The 15,624-nt window shown below is 48.1% G+C and carries 12 protein-coding genes and 1 tRNA gene; 6 read left to right on the forward strand and 7 right to left on the reverse strand.

Going from position 1 to position 15,624, the window contains the following annotated elements; genetic code table 11:
- Window positions 1-671: 671 nt before the first annotated feature.
- Both A8O25_RS14280 and A8O25_RS14285 read left to right on the forward strand, forming a co-directional pair.
- The gene (locus tag A8O25_RS14280; protein ID WP_066836041.1) at window positions 672-3,290 is read left to right on the forward strand and encodes a M14 family metallopeptidase; all 2,619 of its coding nucleotides are present in this window, start codon (window positions 672-674) and stop codon (window positions 3,288-3,290) included.
- A 725-nt stretch (window positions 3,291-4,015) separates the two neighbouring features.
- Window positions 4,016-4,606, forward strand: a complete 591-nt coding sequence (locus A8O25_RS14285; RefSeq protein WP_241499034.1) for an RNA polymerase sigma-70 factor — start codon at window positions 4,016-4,018, stop codon at window positions 4,604-4,606.
- 403 nt (window positions 4,607-5,009) lie between these two features.
- Here the strand turns inward: A8O25_RS14285 and A8O25_RS14290 are convergent, their stop codons facing one another.
- From A8O25_RS14290 to A8O25_RS23860, 3 genes are read right to left on the reverse strand one after another with little or no spacing between them, the layout of a single operon-like run.
- Complete coding sequence (locus tag A8O25_RS14290) at window positions 5,010-5,408, reverse strand: IS5 family transposase (RefSeq protein ID WP_066836043.1); 399 nt, start codon at window positions 5,406-5,408, stop codon at window positions 5,010-5,012.
- A gap of 56 nt (window positions 5,409-5,464) precedes the next feature.
- Entirely contained in the window at window positions 5,465-6,193 is a 729-nt protein-coding gene (locus A8O25_RS14295) for a LytR/AlgR family response regulator transcription factor (protein WP_066836045.1), read from the reverse strand.
- Window positions 6,162-6,827, reverse strand: coding sequence for a sensor histidine kinase (locus tag A8O25_RS23860; protein WP_241499032.1), 666 nt, complete (start codon window positions 6,825-6,827; stop codon window positions 6,162-6,164). The genes A8O25_RS14295 and A8O25_RS23860 overlap by 32 nt, the downstream gene beginning before the upstream one ends.
- An 873-nt stretch (window positions 6,828-7,700) precedes the next feature.
- Here A8O25_RS23860 and A8O25_RS14305 point away from each other — a divergent pair.
- Together A8O25_RS14305 and A8O25_RS14310 are read left to right on the forward strand one after the other, a co-directional pair.
- Complete coding sequence (locus A8O25_RS14305; RefSeq protein WP_066836064.1) at window positions 7,701-8,630, forward strand: ABC transporter ATP-binding protein; 930 nt, start codon at window positions 7,701-7,703, stop codon at window positions 8,628-8,630.
- Entirely contained in the window at window positions 8,627-12,259 is a 3,633-nt protein-coding gene (locus tag A8O25_RS14310; RefSeq protein ID WP_066836049.1) for an ABC transporter permease/M1 family aminopeptidase, read from the forward strand. The genes A8O25_RS14305 and A8O25_RS14310 overlap by 4 nt, the downstream gene beginning before the upstream one ends.
- A gap of 341 nt (window positions 12,260-12,600) precedes the next feature.
- Here A8O25_RS14310 and A8O25_RS14315 read toward each other — a convergent pair whose 3' ends face one another.
- Window positions 12,601-13,029, reverse strand: a complete 429-nt coding sequence (locus A8O25_RS14315) for a DUF1810 domain-containing protein (RefSeq protein WP_066836051.1) — start codon at window positions 13,027-13,029, stop codon at window positions 12,601-12,603.
- A 307-nt stretch (window positions 13,030-13,336) separates the two neighbouring features.
- On the opposite strand from A8O25_RS14315, the gene A8O25_RS22715 reads away from it, so the two are divergent.
- Window positions 13,337-13,639, forward strand: coding sequence for a transposase (locus tag A8O25_RS22715; protein WP_082893653.1), 303 nt, complete (start codon window positions 13,337-13,339; stop codon window positions 13,637-13,639).
- A gap of 39 nt (window positions 13,640-13,678) precedes the next feature.
- Entirely contained in the window at window positions 13,679-13,909 is a 231-nt protein-coding gene (locus tag A8O25_RS22720; protein WP_082893654.1) for a hypothetical protein, read from the forward strand.
- A gap of 225 nt (window positions 13,910-14,134) precedes the next feature.
- On the opposite strand, the gene A8O25_RS14325 is transcribed toward A8O25_RS22720, so the two are convergent.
- The 3 genes from A8O25_RS14325 to A8O25_RS14335 form a co-directional block, all read right to left on the reverse strand.
- A tRNA-Leu gene (locus A8O25_RS14325) sits at window positions 14,135-14,218 on the reverse strand.
- A 46-nt stretch (window positions 14,219-14,264) separates the two neighbouring features.
- On the reverse strand, window positions 14,265-14,804 hold the full coding sequence (locus A8O25_RS14330; protein ID WP_066836054.1) for an iron-sulfur cluster co-chaperone HscB C-terminal domain-containing protein: 540 nt from the start codon (window positions 14,802-14,804) through the stop codon (window positions 14,265-14,267).
- A 214-nt stretch (window positions 14,805-15,018) separates the two neighbouring features.
- On the reverse strand, window positions 15,019-15,540 hold the full coding sequence (locus A8O25_RS14335) for an ankyrin repeat domain-containing protein (RefSeq protein ID WP_241499033.1): 522 nt from the start codon (window positions 15,538-15,540) through the stop codon (window positions 15,019-15,021).
- Window positions 15,541-15,624: the final 84 nt, after the last annotated feature.

Genomic DNA, 15,624 nt, shown 5'->3' on the forward strand with positions numbered 1-15,624 from the left:
AGGCCAAAAACAGAGGGGAGGCTTTTCTGTACAATCCGTTTGGTCATTGTCATTTTAGAAGAAAAGGGTGAGGCAGCTAACAGTATTGATCATGCCTTTAGAGGCCAATTTAGTTATGAACCAGATGTGCTCTATTGAGTTGTAGAGCAATAGTACTTACGTTAGCCAGCGACTTTTACGCTTTTTGTGTTTTGGAGCTACTTTTTAAAAAACAGGCTCAAAACAGAAGCTTTAGATAAATGAACCCAATGCCCTTGGGCAGCCTACTGTATTGGGAACCAACATCAAGGAGAGCTTTCCCTTCTGGTGAAAAGATAAATTTTGAAACCCTAAAGTCTACGTTTAATTGAAAGGGCTCCTATTTCTGGCAGTTTCACCCAGCAAAAGAATGATGCTGTTGAGGTAAAGAAATTTGTCACAATCGCATTTCAGCATAAACAGAGGCAAGCGATGCACATTGGAGAAATCTTCTTTACATACCATTTTTAATTGGCAAAGGGCTTGCCCTTTGCCAATTAAAATGAAAGCGTTTTTGTGGTGGTAAAATTTTGTACAGAAGATATACCGGTAAATTCTTGGCCATGTTAAGCTTTCAAAGTTTGGTTTGCCAACGCAAAGCCTAAGCAAATTATTTATCTAGATTATCCTTTATTAGTGATGCAATGCAGAATATGAAAAACTTTATTCGTCCTACCTTCCTCACAGGATTTATTTGCTGCTGTCTGCTGCTTTGGCAACTAAGGGCTGTAGCTCAAATTCCTAAACCCGTAGATGTGTTTGGTTTTGAGCCAGGGGCCGATTACAAACTGGCAGATTATGCTCAGACATTAGACTTTTACAGCCGCTTAGACAACGCCAGTGACCGGGTAAAGATGGTAGAAATTGGCAGATCTGTACAGGGAAGGCCTTTAATGCTGATGTTCATTTCCTCTGAGAAAAATCTACAACAGTTGGAGCAATGGCGCTCAATTAGTGAACAATTATCCAAGGCAAAAATTGAGGAAGCAACTGCCAGACAACTGGCGGGCATTGGCAAAGCCATAGTTTGGGTAGACGCCGGGTTGCATGCTTCTGAGAAAGCCTGTGCCCAAATGATTCCTGAACTAGCTTACCGCATGGTGACTGAGGAAACTCTCGAAATGCAAAAGATTAGGGAAAATGTGGTGACGCTGGTTATGCCCAATATGAACCCAGACGGGCTGGACATAGTGACCAGTTGGTATAGATCTATGTTGGGAACTCCCCATGAAACTACCAATCCGCCGTGGTTGTACCACCCTTATGTGGGGCATGACAATAATCGGGATTGGTTCATGAACAATATGCCGGAAACGCAGGCGGTGTCTAAACAATTATATGAGCAATGGTTTCCGCAGATCGTTTACAACCATCATCAAACTGCCCCGGCCTGGACTAGGATTTTTATTCCGCCTTTTGCCAATCCGGTCAATCCTAACATTCACCCGGGTGTCACTACGGGAGTAAACCAGGTAGGAGTAGCCATGGCGAACCGTTTTGCCATGAATAATATGCCAGGTGTTATCTCTCAGGTAAGCTTTGACATGTGGTGGAACGGTGGTATGCGCACAGTCCCCTACTTTCACAATCAGATAGGAATTCTTACTGAAACGGCACAACCTTCACCCACTCCCCAGACTTATAAAATGGAATCTAAACCTAAAACCATCAGAGGTGTTCCTACAGATGGAACCAGTATTTTCTACGCTGACCCCTGGGAAGGAGGGGAGTCTCATTTTAGAGATGCGGTAGATTATATGTTAGTAAGCACCATGGCAGTGTTAGATCTGGCAGCCACTCGCAAAGAGCAGTATCTCTTTAACATTTACCAAATGGGGAAAGATGCGGTCCAAAGGAAAGAAGGGGGCTTTGCATATATAATTCCGGCGGAGCAATGGGACAAGGGAGAGGCTGTCAACTTGGTGAATATTCTTCGCATGGGGGGAGTTGAGGTGCAGAAAGCCTCCAAAGACTTCACTGCTAATGGAATCAAGTACACCGCAGGATCTTTCATTGTTTACTGCGCGCAGGCATTCAGGCCTTACGTGGTAGACTTACTGGAAAGACAGGTTTACCCTGATTTGAGACAGTACCCGGGTGGCCCGCCAGATGCGCCATATGATATAGCAGGCTGGACTCTGCCCCTGCAAATGGGGGTAAAGGTGGATAAAATTCCAAGTTCTTTCTCTGCTGTTACAGAAGAAATCAAAGGCAGGGCCGCCGTAACTCCTGGCCAGGTACTTGGGAAAGCTTCGTTTGGGTTTGCCCTTTCCCCCAATGAAAACGCTGCTGTAAAAGCAATAAATATTTTATTGAAGTCTGGTGCAACTGTAGGTATAGCAAAAGAAAGTTTTACAAGTGGAAAACAGAGATTTGGGGCAGGTACCTATCTCATAGAGAATACCTCTGGAGTTAGATCCAAAGTTTTGTCCCTGGCGCGGGAATTAGGGCTTCAATTCACTGGGCTGCAGGCTTCTCCCATGATTCCTCTTAAACAGCTGAAGCCCGGGCGCGTGGGTATCTATAAATCCTGGAGGGCCAGTATGGATGAAGGGTGGACACGATGGCTGCTGGAGCAATATGCTTTTGACGTTGATACCCTTCATGACAAAGACCTGGTTCAGAAGGATCTAAAGTTGTACCAGACTATTATTATTCCAGACCAGGAGAAGGCCGCTATCTTAAATGGGTATAAAGCAGGCGATATGCCTCAAGAATATGTAGGCGGTATGGGTAAGGCAGGTGTCACGGCCCTTAAAAACTATGTTGAGCAAGGTGGAAGCCTTATCACATTTGACGCAGCCAGTGACTTTGCCGTTGAACAATTTGAGTTACCGCTTAAGAACATTGTAGACAAAGTCCCTTCCAAAGACTTCTACATTCCTGGATCCCTTTTAAAAATTAATATTGATAAGAAGTCTGCTCTAACTTACGGCATGCCACAAACTGCGGCAGTTTCTTTTAATAAAAGCCGGGCTTATACATTGGATAAAAGTCAAACAGCTCCCCTGGGGAAAGGAGATATGCGGGAAAAGGTAAAACTGGAGGTTGAAGTGGTTGCTAGCTATGCCAACAAAGACCTGTTAATGAGCGGGTGGGCTTTAGGAGAGGAGAAAATAACCGGTCAAGCTGCCGTAGTACAAGTAAAAAGAGGGCAAGGCAAAATAGTCTTGTTTGCTTTCCCTCCCCAGTTCAGAGGACAGCCTCGGGGCACCTATAAGCTCTTCTTCAATGCAATTTATGACAGTTCAGAAATATATGCGCTTAACTAGTTATTTTCTGTTTGTTAACAGTGAGAAGAAGCTGTCTCATAAATGGTTCAAAATAAGTTTACTTTTTCTGTTTTTGCCTGTTTTTATGGAAACAGGCCAAAAACAGAAGACTTTGTTTGTCATGTAAAATACTGAAAGCAAAACATAGGTATTTACAAGGTGACTTCAAGCCAGAAGATAAACATATGTTCTAGTTGAAAATGACTGAAAGTAGGTATATAGACAATTTAAACTGAGAGAGGTGAGAGCAGGCACTGCAAAACAGGCAATAAAAGACCCAGGACTTATCCTATCTCCCCACCATTGCGCTGCTCAGCCCATAAAAGCTACTGCGCCAGAACCATTCACTCCCGTTATTCCTGCAAAACAGAAGTTTAAACAAGCTCTGAGTCTCTTTCAGCCTGAATTAAATATTTGCGCTTAGGCTGGAAAAACGGTGAGGATCAAAAAAAAGGATATTTATGAGGTTCTGAAACTATTTTATAGGTGTTTCTAATCCTTTTTGTGCTTTGAGGCTTCATTTTTACAAAAATAATGATGGGCGAAAGACCAATCTTTAAAAAACAGGAAAGCTAGTATTGGCTTAGTTTGATACTGGTTAAAAAATATATGTTGTGTTTTAGTTAAATAATTATTAATTTAAAAATGAAAAATGAAGATTTCAATTAATCTAATTTAAGTTTGATCTGCTATTCCCCTACTAGTAGATCTTAGGATTACCAGTGATGGAGATAACAAACTACAGCCTACTCACAGATGAAGAATTGGTTGAGTTATTGAAAACGCAACATGAGGGGGCTTTTGCCGAGTTATATAACCGGTACTGGCAAAAATTATTATTACTAGCTGTGAACAAGCTCCATGACATGGAGGAGGCAGAAGGGGTGGTGCAGGATATTTTTGTGACACTTTGGAAGAGGCGGGAAGATCTTATTATAACATCTTCTGTGAATAGCTATCTTGCTGTGTCTGCCAAGTATCAAGTAATAAAGGTTTTAGCTAAAAGAAAGCAGGAGCGCCAATATTCCCATCTTACATCAATTTCTTTAAGTATAGAAGATAATTCTACCCAGGAGTGGCTGGAATTTGAAGAATTGCAGGCCCGGCTTCAGAAGTTAGTAGCTGGCTTGCCTGAAAAATGCCAGATGGTCTATCGGTTAAGTAGGGAGCTTGGATATTCTCAGAAACAAGTGGCTGAAGCGCTGCTCATATCTGAGAAAACGGTTGAAGCTCATTTAGGCAAAGCACTAAAATACCTTAGAACCAGTTTGGGAATCTTCCTTTCAATAGTTCTTTTACTATTCAAAGGCCATTAAATGTTACTGCTGCTAGATTTAATAGCTTGAATAGAGAGTAGAATTAATTATAGGATTAAATATAGGAATAAGGTTTTATCAATCAATATTGGTAGCTTATCAAGCCTATGATTCCACTTTGATTTTTAAAGCCACTCCTGCAGAACTATTTGTAATTAAGAGTTGATCAAGGAGAATCCTTTAAAATTATTTTGGCTGGTATGCGTGTATGGGCTGTACTTTTTTCCAAAATAGCTTTGGCCGCCTCTTCTCCAATCTTCGCAAAATCTGTACTGATCACTATGATTCCATTCTCGAGAACCTCTTTGACGGCAGTATCATTATAAGAGACCAAACCAATCTCTTGACCTAAAGACCAATGCCGCTCACGGCAAAGTTTAATTATCTTAGGGCACGTTGACAATTAACGGAGCAGGATCATGGCTGATGCCAGGTAGATGAAAGCGGCGAAGCAGTCGGCGGTTTTTTCATAGCGGGTAGCCACGCGCCTGTATGCCTTGAGTTTGTTGAAGAAGCACTCCACCTTGTTTCGGTCCCTGTACAGGTTTTCGTCGATTTCGCGCTGCTGCAGGCGGTTTCTTTTGGAGGGGACCACGGCCTCTGCGCCCAATTCCCGCACATAGCCCAGGAAGGTGTCCGAGTCGTAGCCGCGGTCTGCGAGCACGGCCCTGGGCCGGTTGCCATCCACCAGCCCCTGCGCCTGGGTGGCGTCGCCTCGCTGCCCCGCCGTGAGTACGATCCGCAGCGGGTTGCCCAGCGCGTCCACCGCCGCGTCTGAGAAAAATATTTCACTATTTGTCAACGCGCCCTAGAATTGAACAGGCAACTAAATGTTAATTTCCAAAATAGGATTTATATCTATTGAAATCCCTTCAGCATTTTGTAAAAAGCCTCAGCATACGTATCACTGATGGGAATCATCTGATCCATAATGGTAATTCTGTTTTTCTCAATGTGGTCAATCTTGTCAATGGCTACCATAAAAGACCGGTGCACGCGGGCGAAATTCTGAGGGGGCAGCAACTCCTCCAGTTTGGCGAAGCTGGTGAGGGTCATGATCTTCTCCTGGGCGGTATGCACCCGAAGGTAGTCTTTCATACCTTCAATGAAAAGGATGTCCTTTGTGGCGACTTTCTGAATGCGGTGGCCCACCTTCAGGAAAAGGTACTCGGGGTCGTTTTTAGGCTCAGCTGCTGCTTCTTTTTTAGCAGGTACCTGGCTGGCGCTATGCTCCTGGTACAGCCGTAGCACCCCTTTGTAGAAGCGCTCAAAGGAGAAAGGCTTCACCAGGTAGTCTTTCACCTCCAATTCAAAGGCTTTGAGTGCATACTGGTCGTAGGCCGTAGTCAGGATAATCATGGGTTTGGGGTTCAGCAAGGGAATGAAGCTGAGGCCGTCCAGGTCCGGCATGTTGATGTCCAGGAAAAGCAGGTCAGGTTTGTCCCTTTTCAGGTTTTCCGCCGCCTCCATAGGACTCATAAAGGAGCCCTTCAGCTCCAGGAAAGGTACTTTGGCTACGTACTCTTCCAGAATCTCTTGGGCCAAAGGCTCGTCATCAATGATGTAGCAGCTGAGTTTCACTTTCATGGACATGCGTGTGGGTACCGTTGATTTCTAAACTGACCGTAAAAGTTTCACCAGAGTTGACAATTTCCAGGCGGTGCTGCCCTGGGTATTGTATTTGCAGCCTCTTCTGGACATTGGCCAACCCTATACCACCGGGTTCCTCCACTTCCATCTTTTTCTGGTTACTCCCTATTGGGTTCTGAATCTGAAAGGTAAGCGTATTGGCTTTTATTTCCATTCTCACCTTTATAGCCCTGGGTTCCAGCCGGGCGGGGCTGTGTTTGTATGCGTTTTCCAGGAGGTGAATGAACAGCAGGGGGGCAATCTCACAGGTTTCCGGCACGCCGTGTATGGTCAGGTCCACCACTGCTGAGTTTTTGTACCGGAGCTGCTGCAAGCCTATATAATCCTGCAGGTAATTTATCTCCCTAGGTAGCGGCACTGTGATCGCGTTGGACTCATAAATCATGTAGCGCATCAGGGAGGCAAGACGCAAAACGGATTCGGGGGCAGTGGGGGCTTGCTTGTAAACCAGCGTATGGATGTTGTTGAGGGTGTTGAACAGAAAGTGGGGGTTTATCTGCGATTTCAGGTAGTGCAATTCTGTCTCTGCCGCCTGTTTCTCCAGCTGCTCTTTTCTGATGGTATTCAGCACCAGCGTCTCGGTAACCCGGGCCAGCCAGCTGAGAAAGAGAAAAATGGGTACTATCGTAATGACAACTATGGGGTAATATCCAAGGAAAAAATCCCATGTGCCAGAATTTTTAGGATGTAGAATTACGAAAGGTAAAGGACTGGTTAATATAATACCTGCCAGCTTTAGAAAATATTCCCTTCTCTTTTTCTTACCTAAGTATTTGGTCAGGAGATGGAAGTGGCTGTAAAAAACAAACAAAGCCGTCAGAATAAACCCTGTAGTTAAGGGAAGCCAGTAAGAAAGCCCATCAGCGTACAATTGCAGGCCCACCAAAAAGGTGAAAAGAAGCCAGACGAAGAGGTGAACCAGCCGGAAGATTTTTTTGACTCTCTGCATAAAACAAAGATACCTTTTCCCCGCAGCCCCTGCACTTCTACTCGACCAGTTCCTTTTCTCAATCTACGAAAAGCTACCCCCAACCTGCCAGTGCTCTCACAGAGGAAAAGACCCCCTTCGTCGATTGCTTTCCGGCGGCGGCATATCAGTTTTTGTGCTCTGTTAGGAAGACGGTTCTTTTACCCAAGAAAGGAGCGGGAAAGGATTCTCATTCCATCTCTTCCCCCAATAAAATGGAAGATAATACATAGTACACCTCACCTTTTGTCATCCTGAAAGGATCTTGTGGGCGAATTAGAATGACATTTTGGTAGCGCTACTACCGTCCGCAACCAAGATCCTTCCAGGATGACACAGAAGGTAGATTTATCGAAGCCGACTTCTAATGACAACGATACGTCTGTTTTAGGGCTGTTTTTGAGAAAACAGGCCAAAAACAGAAAGCTAGAAGAAAACCAACCATTGGTGAAATTCAACTGCCCAAGCATGAAAAATATGGAAAACCACACCGAGAGCCTGCTGATAAGGAACGTCTCTAAAACCTATGCCAACGGCGTTCAGGCATTGACGAACATTTCACTGACTATTCCGCCCGGCATGTATGGTTTGCTGGGGCCCAACGGGGCGGGGAAATCTACGCTTATGCGCACCCTGGCTACGCTGCAGGAGCCCGACCAGGGGCAGATATTTTTAGGAGAACTGGATGTGGTGAACCAGAAGGAGGAAGTGCGCCAGAGCCTCGGTTATCTGCCGCAGGATTTCGGGGTATATCCCAAAGCCACTGCCGAGGAACTGCTGAATTACTTTGCCGTGCTGAAAGGCTTTACCAGCCGGGCCTCCCGCAGAGAAGTGACAGAGGGCCTGCTGAAACAAACCAACCTCTGGGACAAGCGCAAACAGAAACTGGGCGGCTACTCGGGCGGAATGCGGCAGCGTTTCGGGGTGGCAGTGGCGCTGCTGGGCAACCCCAGGCTCCTGATTGTGGACGAACCCACGGCCGGACTGGACCCTGCCGAGCGCATCCGGTTTTTGAACCTTCTGAGTGAGTTGGGCGAAAACAGTGTGGTGATTCTCTCCACCCACATCGTGGAAGATGTGTCTGAACTCTGCACCAACCTGGCCATCATCAACAAAGGCAGAATTCTGCTGGAGGCGCAGACGCAGGAGGCGGTGACTTCTCTGAGAGGGAAGATATGGCGCTCTTTGGTTGAGAAAAACAAGCTATCTGCTGTAACGCAGGAGCACCAGGTTATTTCTGCCAAGTCCCTGAGTGGGCGCACCCAGGTGCATGTGTATAGCCAAGTGGAGCCCGGCAGCGGTTTTGAACCCGTATTCCCAGACCTGGAAGATGTGTACTTCAGCGCCATGACTGGCGTGTTTGGGCAACACGCAACGCTGAAAGAAGTGGAGGTGGTACAGCCATGAAGTTTCAGAAGATTTTTCACCTGGAGTTTACGTACCAACTAAGGCAGGTTTCTACGTGGGGGTACTGTACGGTCGTGTTCGGGCTGGCGTACCTGTTTCTTACGGCCAATTACGCTTCTGATGCGCGGGAAGGGTATGTCTTGCTCAATGCGCCCATTGTTATTGCGGCCGTTACCGTGTTATGCTGCGTTTTCTGGCTGTTGATGAGCGGGGCGGTAGCGGGCGATGCGGCGGCCAGGGATGTGCAGACGCGCATGTTCTCCCTCACGTACACCTCGCCCGCCAGCAAAAGAGACTACCTGGGTGGGCGTTTCCTGGCAGCCCTTCTGCTCAACGTACTCGTGCTGCTGGCTATTCCGGCTAGTATCTTCGTGACCATTTATTGCACGGGGATAGAGCCAGAAATTTTGGGTCCGTTCCGACTATCGGCCTACCTCAGTTCCTATTTCTTTCTGGTATTGCCCAACGCTTTTATTGCCACGGCAATCCAGTTCTCACTGGCGGCACTTACCCGAAAAGCCATGGCCAGCTACCTGGGTGGCGTTCTTCTTTTTGTGGCAGCCTACGGGGTGGGGCAGGGATTGGGCGTGATAAAAGGCCCAGTAGATTGGGGGACACTCGTTGACCCCATGGGTTTTACGCCGGTGCTAAGCCATTTAAGCCTTGAATGGAGCCCCCTGGAAATGAATACGCGACTTCTGAAACTGGAGGGGGCATTTTTGGCAAATCGTATCCTTTGGTTGGGCCTGGCGATGGGCATGCTCGCGCTTACCTATTTCCGTTTTCAGTTCATTTTACCAGAAACAGGTCAGAAACGGAAGAAGGCCTTCCAGCCCACTACCACAGAAGCTGCGTTGTCGTGGCTAACCTGGAAAAAAGCCGAATCGTTGCCGCAGGGTCGGGGGAACTTCGGTTTTAAAACCCACCTGCATCAGTTAAAGCTTATCACGCTTAACTCCTTCTGGGCCCTGGCAAAAGGCAAATCGGGGCTGCTGCTGTTGGGCTTTATTGCCTTGGTGATAGGTCTGGCGATGCCAGGAAATCTAAAGAACAAGGGCGTTCCTATGCTGCCCAGAACCGACCAGGTGCTAACCATTCTGGCTGCCCCTTTCACCGGGCCCAGAAAGTTCTGGATGGTGATTTTTCTGCTCGTTATTTTCTACGCCGGGGAGCTGGTCTGGCGCGAACGGGAAAGCGGCCTCCACCAGCTTTCTAACGCGGCCCCGGTCCCCGAATGGGTTCTTTTCCTCAGCAAGTTTTTATCGCTGAGTCTCCTGCTGGTGGTCTGCCTCGTTTTCCTGCTGTTTTCCGGAATTCTGGCCCAAACTGGCATAGGCGGAGCCGAGGTAGAGGTAGGTCTATACCTGAAAGTGCTTTTCGGGTTTCAGTTGGTAGAATGTCTGCTCTTTGCCCTGCTGGCGCTGGTGGTGCACGTGGTGGTCAACCAAAAGTACCTGGGGCATTTAGTGATGCTGCTTGTTTTCGGCTGCCTCATGTTTGCCTCTAACTTAGGTCTGGAACACAAGCTCCTAATTTTCGGGGCAAGCCCGAAGTGGACCTACACTACCATGGGTGGCTTTGCCAATTCTGTGGCGCCGTGGCTGTGGTTTAAAGCTTATTGGTTGGCGTGGGCGCTGCTGCTGGCGGTGGTGGCAAGGCTGCTTTGGGTCCGGAGCCGGGAACAGAGTCTGAAAGCGCGACTTCAGTTGGCTCGCCATCGCTTTACCCGGTCAACGGCGGTGACGACGGCTGTAGCGGTGGGTGGCATTCTCCTGTTGGGAGGCTTCATCTTCTATAACACCAATATGCGGCATGACTACATCAACTCCTCCGCCTCAGCGGCGCAGCGGGCTGCCTATGAGCAGCGTTACAAACAATACCAGAACGTGCCCCAGCCTTTGCTGACTGGTGTAAACTTGCAGGTAGAAATGTATCCTTCCCGGCGGAAGGTGGAAATTACAGGCACTTACCTGCTGGTGAATAAGAGCCAGGTGCCCATTGACTCAGTGCATCTGGCACCGGGGGCGGGCGTTGAAACAAATGTGCTTCACTTTGACAGGCCGGCCAGGCAAGTGCTCCTGGATGAGAAGCTTGGTTTCCGTATGTACGCCCTGGCTAAGCCTCTGCCCCCCGGGGATTCGCTGCACCTCCGTTTTCAGGTAAACTATAAAGTGCAGGGCTTCACTAATAGCGGAGCCGATGCGGAGGTAACAGAGAACCAAATTTACTTCCGGAATCTGGAGTGGCTCCCCGTCATAGGCTATCAACCGTACCGCGAATTAGATGAGGCTGCCGCCCGAAAAGCTAATGGCCTGGCACCCCGGCCTGCCACTGCCTCGCTCTACGATGTGGCTGCCCGTCGGTACGCTCCGTTTCCAGAGCAAATCAGCTTTGAAGCCATTGTGGGTACCGAGGCCAACCAACAGGTGGTGGCGCCGGGCACGTTGCGCCGGACCTGGACCAAAGGCGGCCGCCGCTACTTCCATTACGCCACAGAGTCACCCATCCGAAATGAATATGCCTTTTTCTCATCTGACTACGCAGTGCAGGAAGGGAAATGGCAAAGCCCATTAACTGGTAAGGGGCAGGAGGTCTCCATCCAGATTTTCTACCCGCCGGGGCGTACCGAGAACCCGGCACGAATGGTAAAGAGCGCAATTGCTTCGCTGGACTATTATACGAAGGAATTCGGCCCTTACCCGCACCGCCAGCTCCGGTTTGTGGCCCACGCCGGGTATGGCTTCGGGAACCACGCCGCGCCCATCAACATCACGGCGGAGGAAGGCTTTTTCCTGATGAACCCAGCCGCGGATGAGCGGGGCTTTGACTTGATAAAGGCCGTGGTGGCGCACGAGGTTGCGCACCAGTGGTGGGGAAACCAGCTCAAGCAAGCGTATGTGGAAGGTGCGGGCCTGATTACCGAAAGCCTTGCCTGGTACTCTGCCATGGGTATGCTGGAGGAAAAATACGGGCCTGCGCACCAGAAGAAGCTGATAAGCTTTTTGACGGAGGAGTACGAAAATCCCAAAACGAAAGCAGCCTTACCTTTGCTGCAGGCTGATAATTGGTACCAAAATTACCGCAAAGGTCCTATGGCGCTGTATGCGCTGAGCCAGTACATCGGCAAAGACCGGGTAAACGGCGCGCTCCGAAGCTTGCTCCAAAAGCACCCGCCAGGCAAAGTTCCGTTCGCCACTTCCCTTGACCTTTACCAGGAATTGGAAGCGGCCACCCCAGATTCGCTCCAGTACCTGCTCCACGACCTCTTCAAAGCCAACACCTTCTGGGACCTTAAGGCGAACCAGGCTACTGTGAAACAGACGAAAGAAGGTGCTTGGGAAGTGACAATCAACGTGCAAGCGAATAAGACGTTAGTAAATGAGAAAGGGTTGGAGAAGGCACTTCCTGTAAAGGATTGGGTAGAAATAGGAATTTTTGGACCCGCCAAAGCAGGAGAGGAGTTGGGCAAACCGCTTTACCTACAGAAGCACCTCATCCGTTCTAAAAAGCAGACCATAACGGTCACGGTACCAAGGAAACCCGCGCAGGTGGGCATTGACCCTAATCACCTGCTGATTGATTGGAACCTCAATGATAATGTAGCAGAGGTGAAGAAGTCATCTTTATGAAAGATTGATAGGCCCATTACGTGCGTCCTAAGTAAGCGGATTTAAATATACCATTACTTTTGCCATGTTTGATCATAGTAGCGAAAAGCAAAGAAGGCCAAATATTGCTTTCCTGGTATTCGCACAAGATTCTTTCAGGCGGAGATAGGAAACATTGCATCTGTTTAGTAAAGCAGCATCATTGATAAGCCAGCCGCCATTGTTGGTGTTCCTAAGGGTCAACCATCCAGACGTAACCTAATTTCCGCTTGCTGGTGAAAACACGCAGCAAGGGCAATGATAATCCACATTGGTCTTACTAAAGTTTTATCCTAAGAATTAGTTGAAGTGAATCTCTTGGCTTAAGCTTGTGCGCGAAGAATTTGGACCGTTTTCTCGTCTTTCCCTCCGTTAAAAAATTTCTCCAACACTTCACTGAAAACAGGGTTTGCAGCTGGTAAAGAGGCGAACAACGTCATGGACGATTTGAGTTTCAGGTCATCAGGGCTCCCGAAGATGCGGTGGGCGTCTTTGCTTTCCAGTTTCAGAAGGGCCTCGCAAATCTGCACTAGCCGACTGCCTAAAACCGGGTGCTGCAAAAATGTCTCGGCTTCGGGTAGGTCTTTGATGGCGTAGAATCTGGACATCTCGCTAAAGCCCAACCCCTGTATCTGCGGAAAAATATACCACATCCAGTGGCTTTGTTTCCGTCCTTTCCTGATCTCAGCCAGCGCCACCTCGTAGTCTCTTTCCTGAGCGCTCAGGTATCTTTGCAAGCCGTTCTCTTTCATGGGAGGGGTGTATGGTTTATTGCTTTATACGGCAATATTCTATATGGATAATAATTCTACAAGTGCCCTTCCCATAAATGTAGCGTCGTTACCCTGTAACGACGTGGTTCCATGAAACAATCCCATCTCTTTTTAACATTGCTTTTCATGGACAAAAAGGGCGGTTTCATTTTTTAATGAAGAATAGAACAGTCAGCGCTGCGTAGAACCACGTCGTTACAGGGTAACGACGCTACATTTTTGTTTCTGAGCTCCTTTTAGAAAAGGCGGCTGAAAACGGTTGGTTGCCCTTTTCGTTTATACTTATATGGCCAAATATGATATGTTCAGCAAAAGCGCCCGCCGTTTAAAGGGCTATGACTATCGGTTGGAAGGGCTATATTTCATCACGATTTGCACGCAAGACCGTTATCCATATTTTGGCGAAGTAGTAAACGGGGAAATGGTTTTGTCTGATGAGGGACAGATTGCCCATGATTATTGGCTTGATCTGCCAAAGCATATGCCTCAACTATTTCTGGGTGATTTTGTAGTGATGCCAAACCATGTGCATGGAATAGTGGGGCTAGAGGGAATTCTACGTGATGGTTCCACCTTAGAGGACAATTAGGCCTTGCCGTATAATGGCATTACCGGTAAAAACGAGTTTATGGCCAACTTAGCACCTAAAGCAGGTTCTATCTCCCATGTTATTGGCTTTTACAAATCCACCTGCACTAAAATGATCAGGAGTGTGAGTACCGAGCCGTTCGGGTGGCAGCCTCGTTTTCATGACCGCATCATTAGAAATCAACGAGAGCTACTTCTCATTGAAAATTATATTTTGAATAACCCTTCTAAATGGCAGGAAGACCGGTTCTATAAACCTAATACCGAATAGAAACTGCAATGTAGCGTCGTTACCCTGTAACCACGTGTCTTCATGATACAAAAACGGTTATCCAAGAATCCAAAGCAAAAAAGGCGGCCAGGTGTATGGCATGGTTCAATGAAGCAGATCCAGTTACTGCTGTGTAGAACCACGTCGTTACAGGGTAACGACGCTACAATCAAATCATCTGAAAACAAAAAAGCCTTGCAAACTTTCGTTTACAAGGCTTCTGAGTACCCAGGGCCGGAGTCGAACCGGCACATCCGTGAAGATATTGGTGTTTGAGACCAACGCGTCTACCGATTCCGCCACCTGGGCAAATGCTACTTTTCGGTAGATTCTGAAAAATGAGGCGCTAAACGCTTTATTCGTCAGAAGAGGATGCAAACTTATTCAATGATTCCTTTATACGCAAGAGGTAGCGCTGTTTTAGGTAGTAATTTTTTACCTGCTTCAATGCTTCTGCCTGTGCCTCAGGAGATAATGTTGAGTAAGATTCCAGCACCGGCCAGATTTCAGCCTTCAGCTCGCCTTCTATCTGCTCGGTTTGGTCCCGCACCACTTTGTAGGTCATGGAGTCATAGTCCATCTCCAGCTCCATCAACTGCTCGTTCAGCTCCATTACCTCCATCAGGAAATCCTGCGGCAGGTCGTTCTGGCCGCCTTCCTCCAGCAGGCCGTGCTGCTCCAGAATGTACTGCATGCGGCGGTCAAAATTGGAGAGCGTGCGGTAGGCGTTGGTGTTGAGCGTGGACTTCTCCAGAATCTCCTGCTGCTTTTCCTGCGGTTCCAGCGTGTAGAAGTCGGGATGATATTCGCGGCTCAGGGCGTAGTATTTGGTTTGGATGGCTTTCTCGTCGGGCAGAAAGCTTTCCGGCAGGTCATAGAAGTGGAAGTAGTTCATGGGCTACTCAGTTTTGGTACAGGTTGTGAAAGACAGGTGACACTGGGGCGGCACCGGGTAAAATTACTCCATTCCCGCCAATTTGTTCCAGTTTTGGCCTGATTCTGAAAAAACAGGCCAAAAACGGAAAATCACTTCCTCTGATGACAGATGAACAACAAATGCCGGGCATAAGCCGCGGCATTCTGTTGAAGCTTTATTAAGTGGTCTAAGCTTATCTCTTCAGCAAAGCGGCCGCTTCTACGTTGCCTTGTTGCTCAGCTAAGGCCAGGGCGGTCAGGCCCCGCTGGTCTTTGAGGGAAGCATCGGCGCCTTTTTGCAGGAACAGCTTGACCAGCTCATTGCGCCCGAACATGGACGCAAACATGAGGGCGGTGCCGCCGTTGCCGTTCTGCAGGTTCAGGTTGGCTTTGTGCTCCAGCAAGAGTTGGGCAATAGCCAGTTCGCCTTTGAAAGCGGCTCCCATTAAAGCGGTATTGCCGGTCAGATCCTGGTGGTTGACGTTGGCCCCGGCTTTAAGCAGCGCAGCGGCGGCCTCGGCATGGCCATTATAGACGGCAATAATCAAAGGAGTAAAGCCTTTGGGATCGGTGGCGTTCACATCGGCTTTGTTCTGGAGCAGTTGCTGAATAGCTGCTACGTCGCCGGTTCTGGCGGCAGAGATCAAATCTGTGTTCTGGGCGAAGACGGCCGCGGGTAATAAGAAGAAGCAAAGTTTTAAAATGAGCGTTTTCACGGTGTTTTTCTAAAAGTAGGTTAAAAACAGAAATCAAGTGGCGCAGATGGAGGCTTGGGCAAACCGCCTTCTGCTGAGTTAAAG

Origin of the sequence: Rufibacter ruber (genome assembly GCF_001647275.1) — a bacterium.
Taxonomy (GTDB): domain Bacteria; phylum Bacteroidota; class Bacteroidia; order Cytophagales; family Hymenobacteraceae; genus Nibribacter; species Nibribacter ruber_C.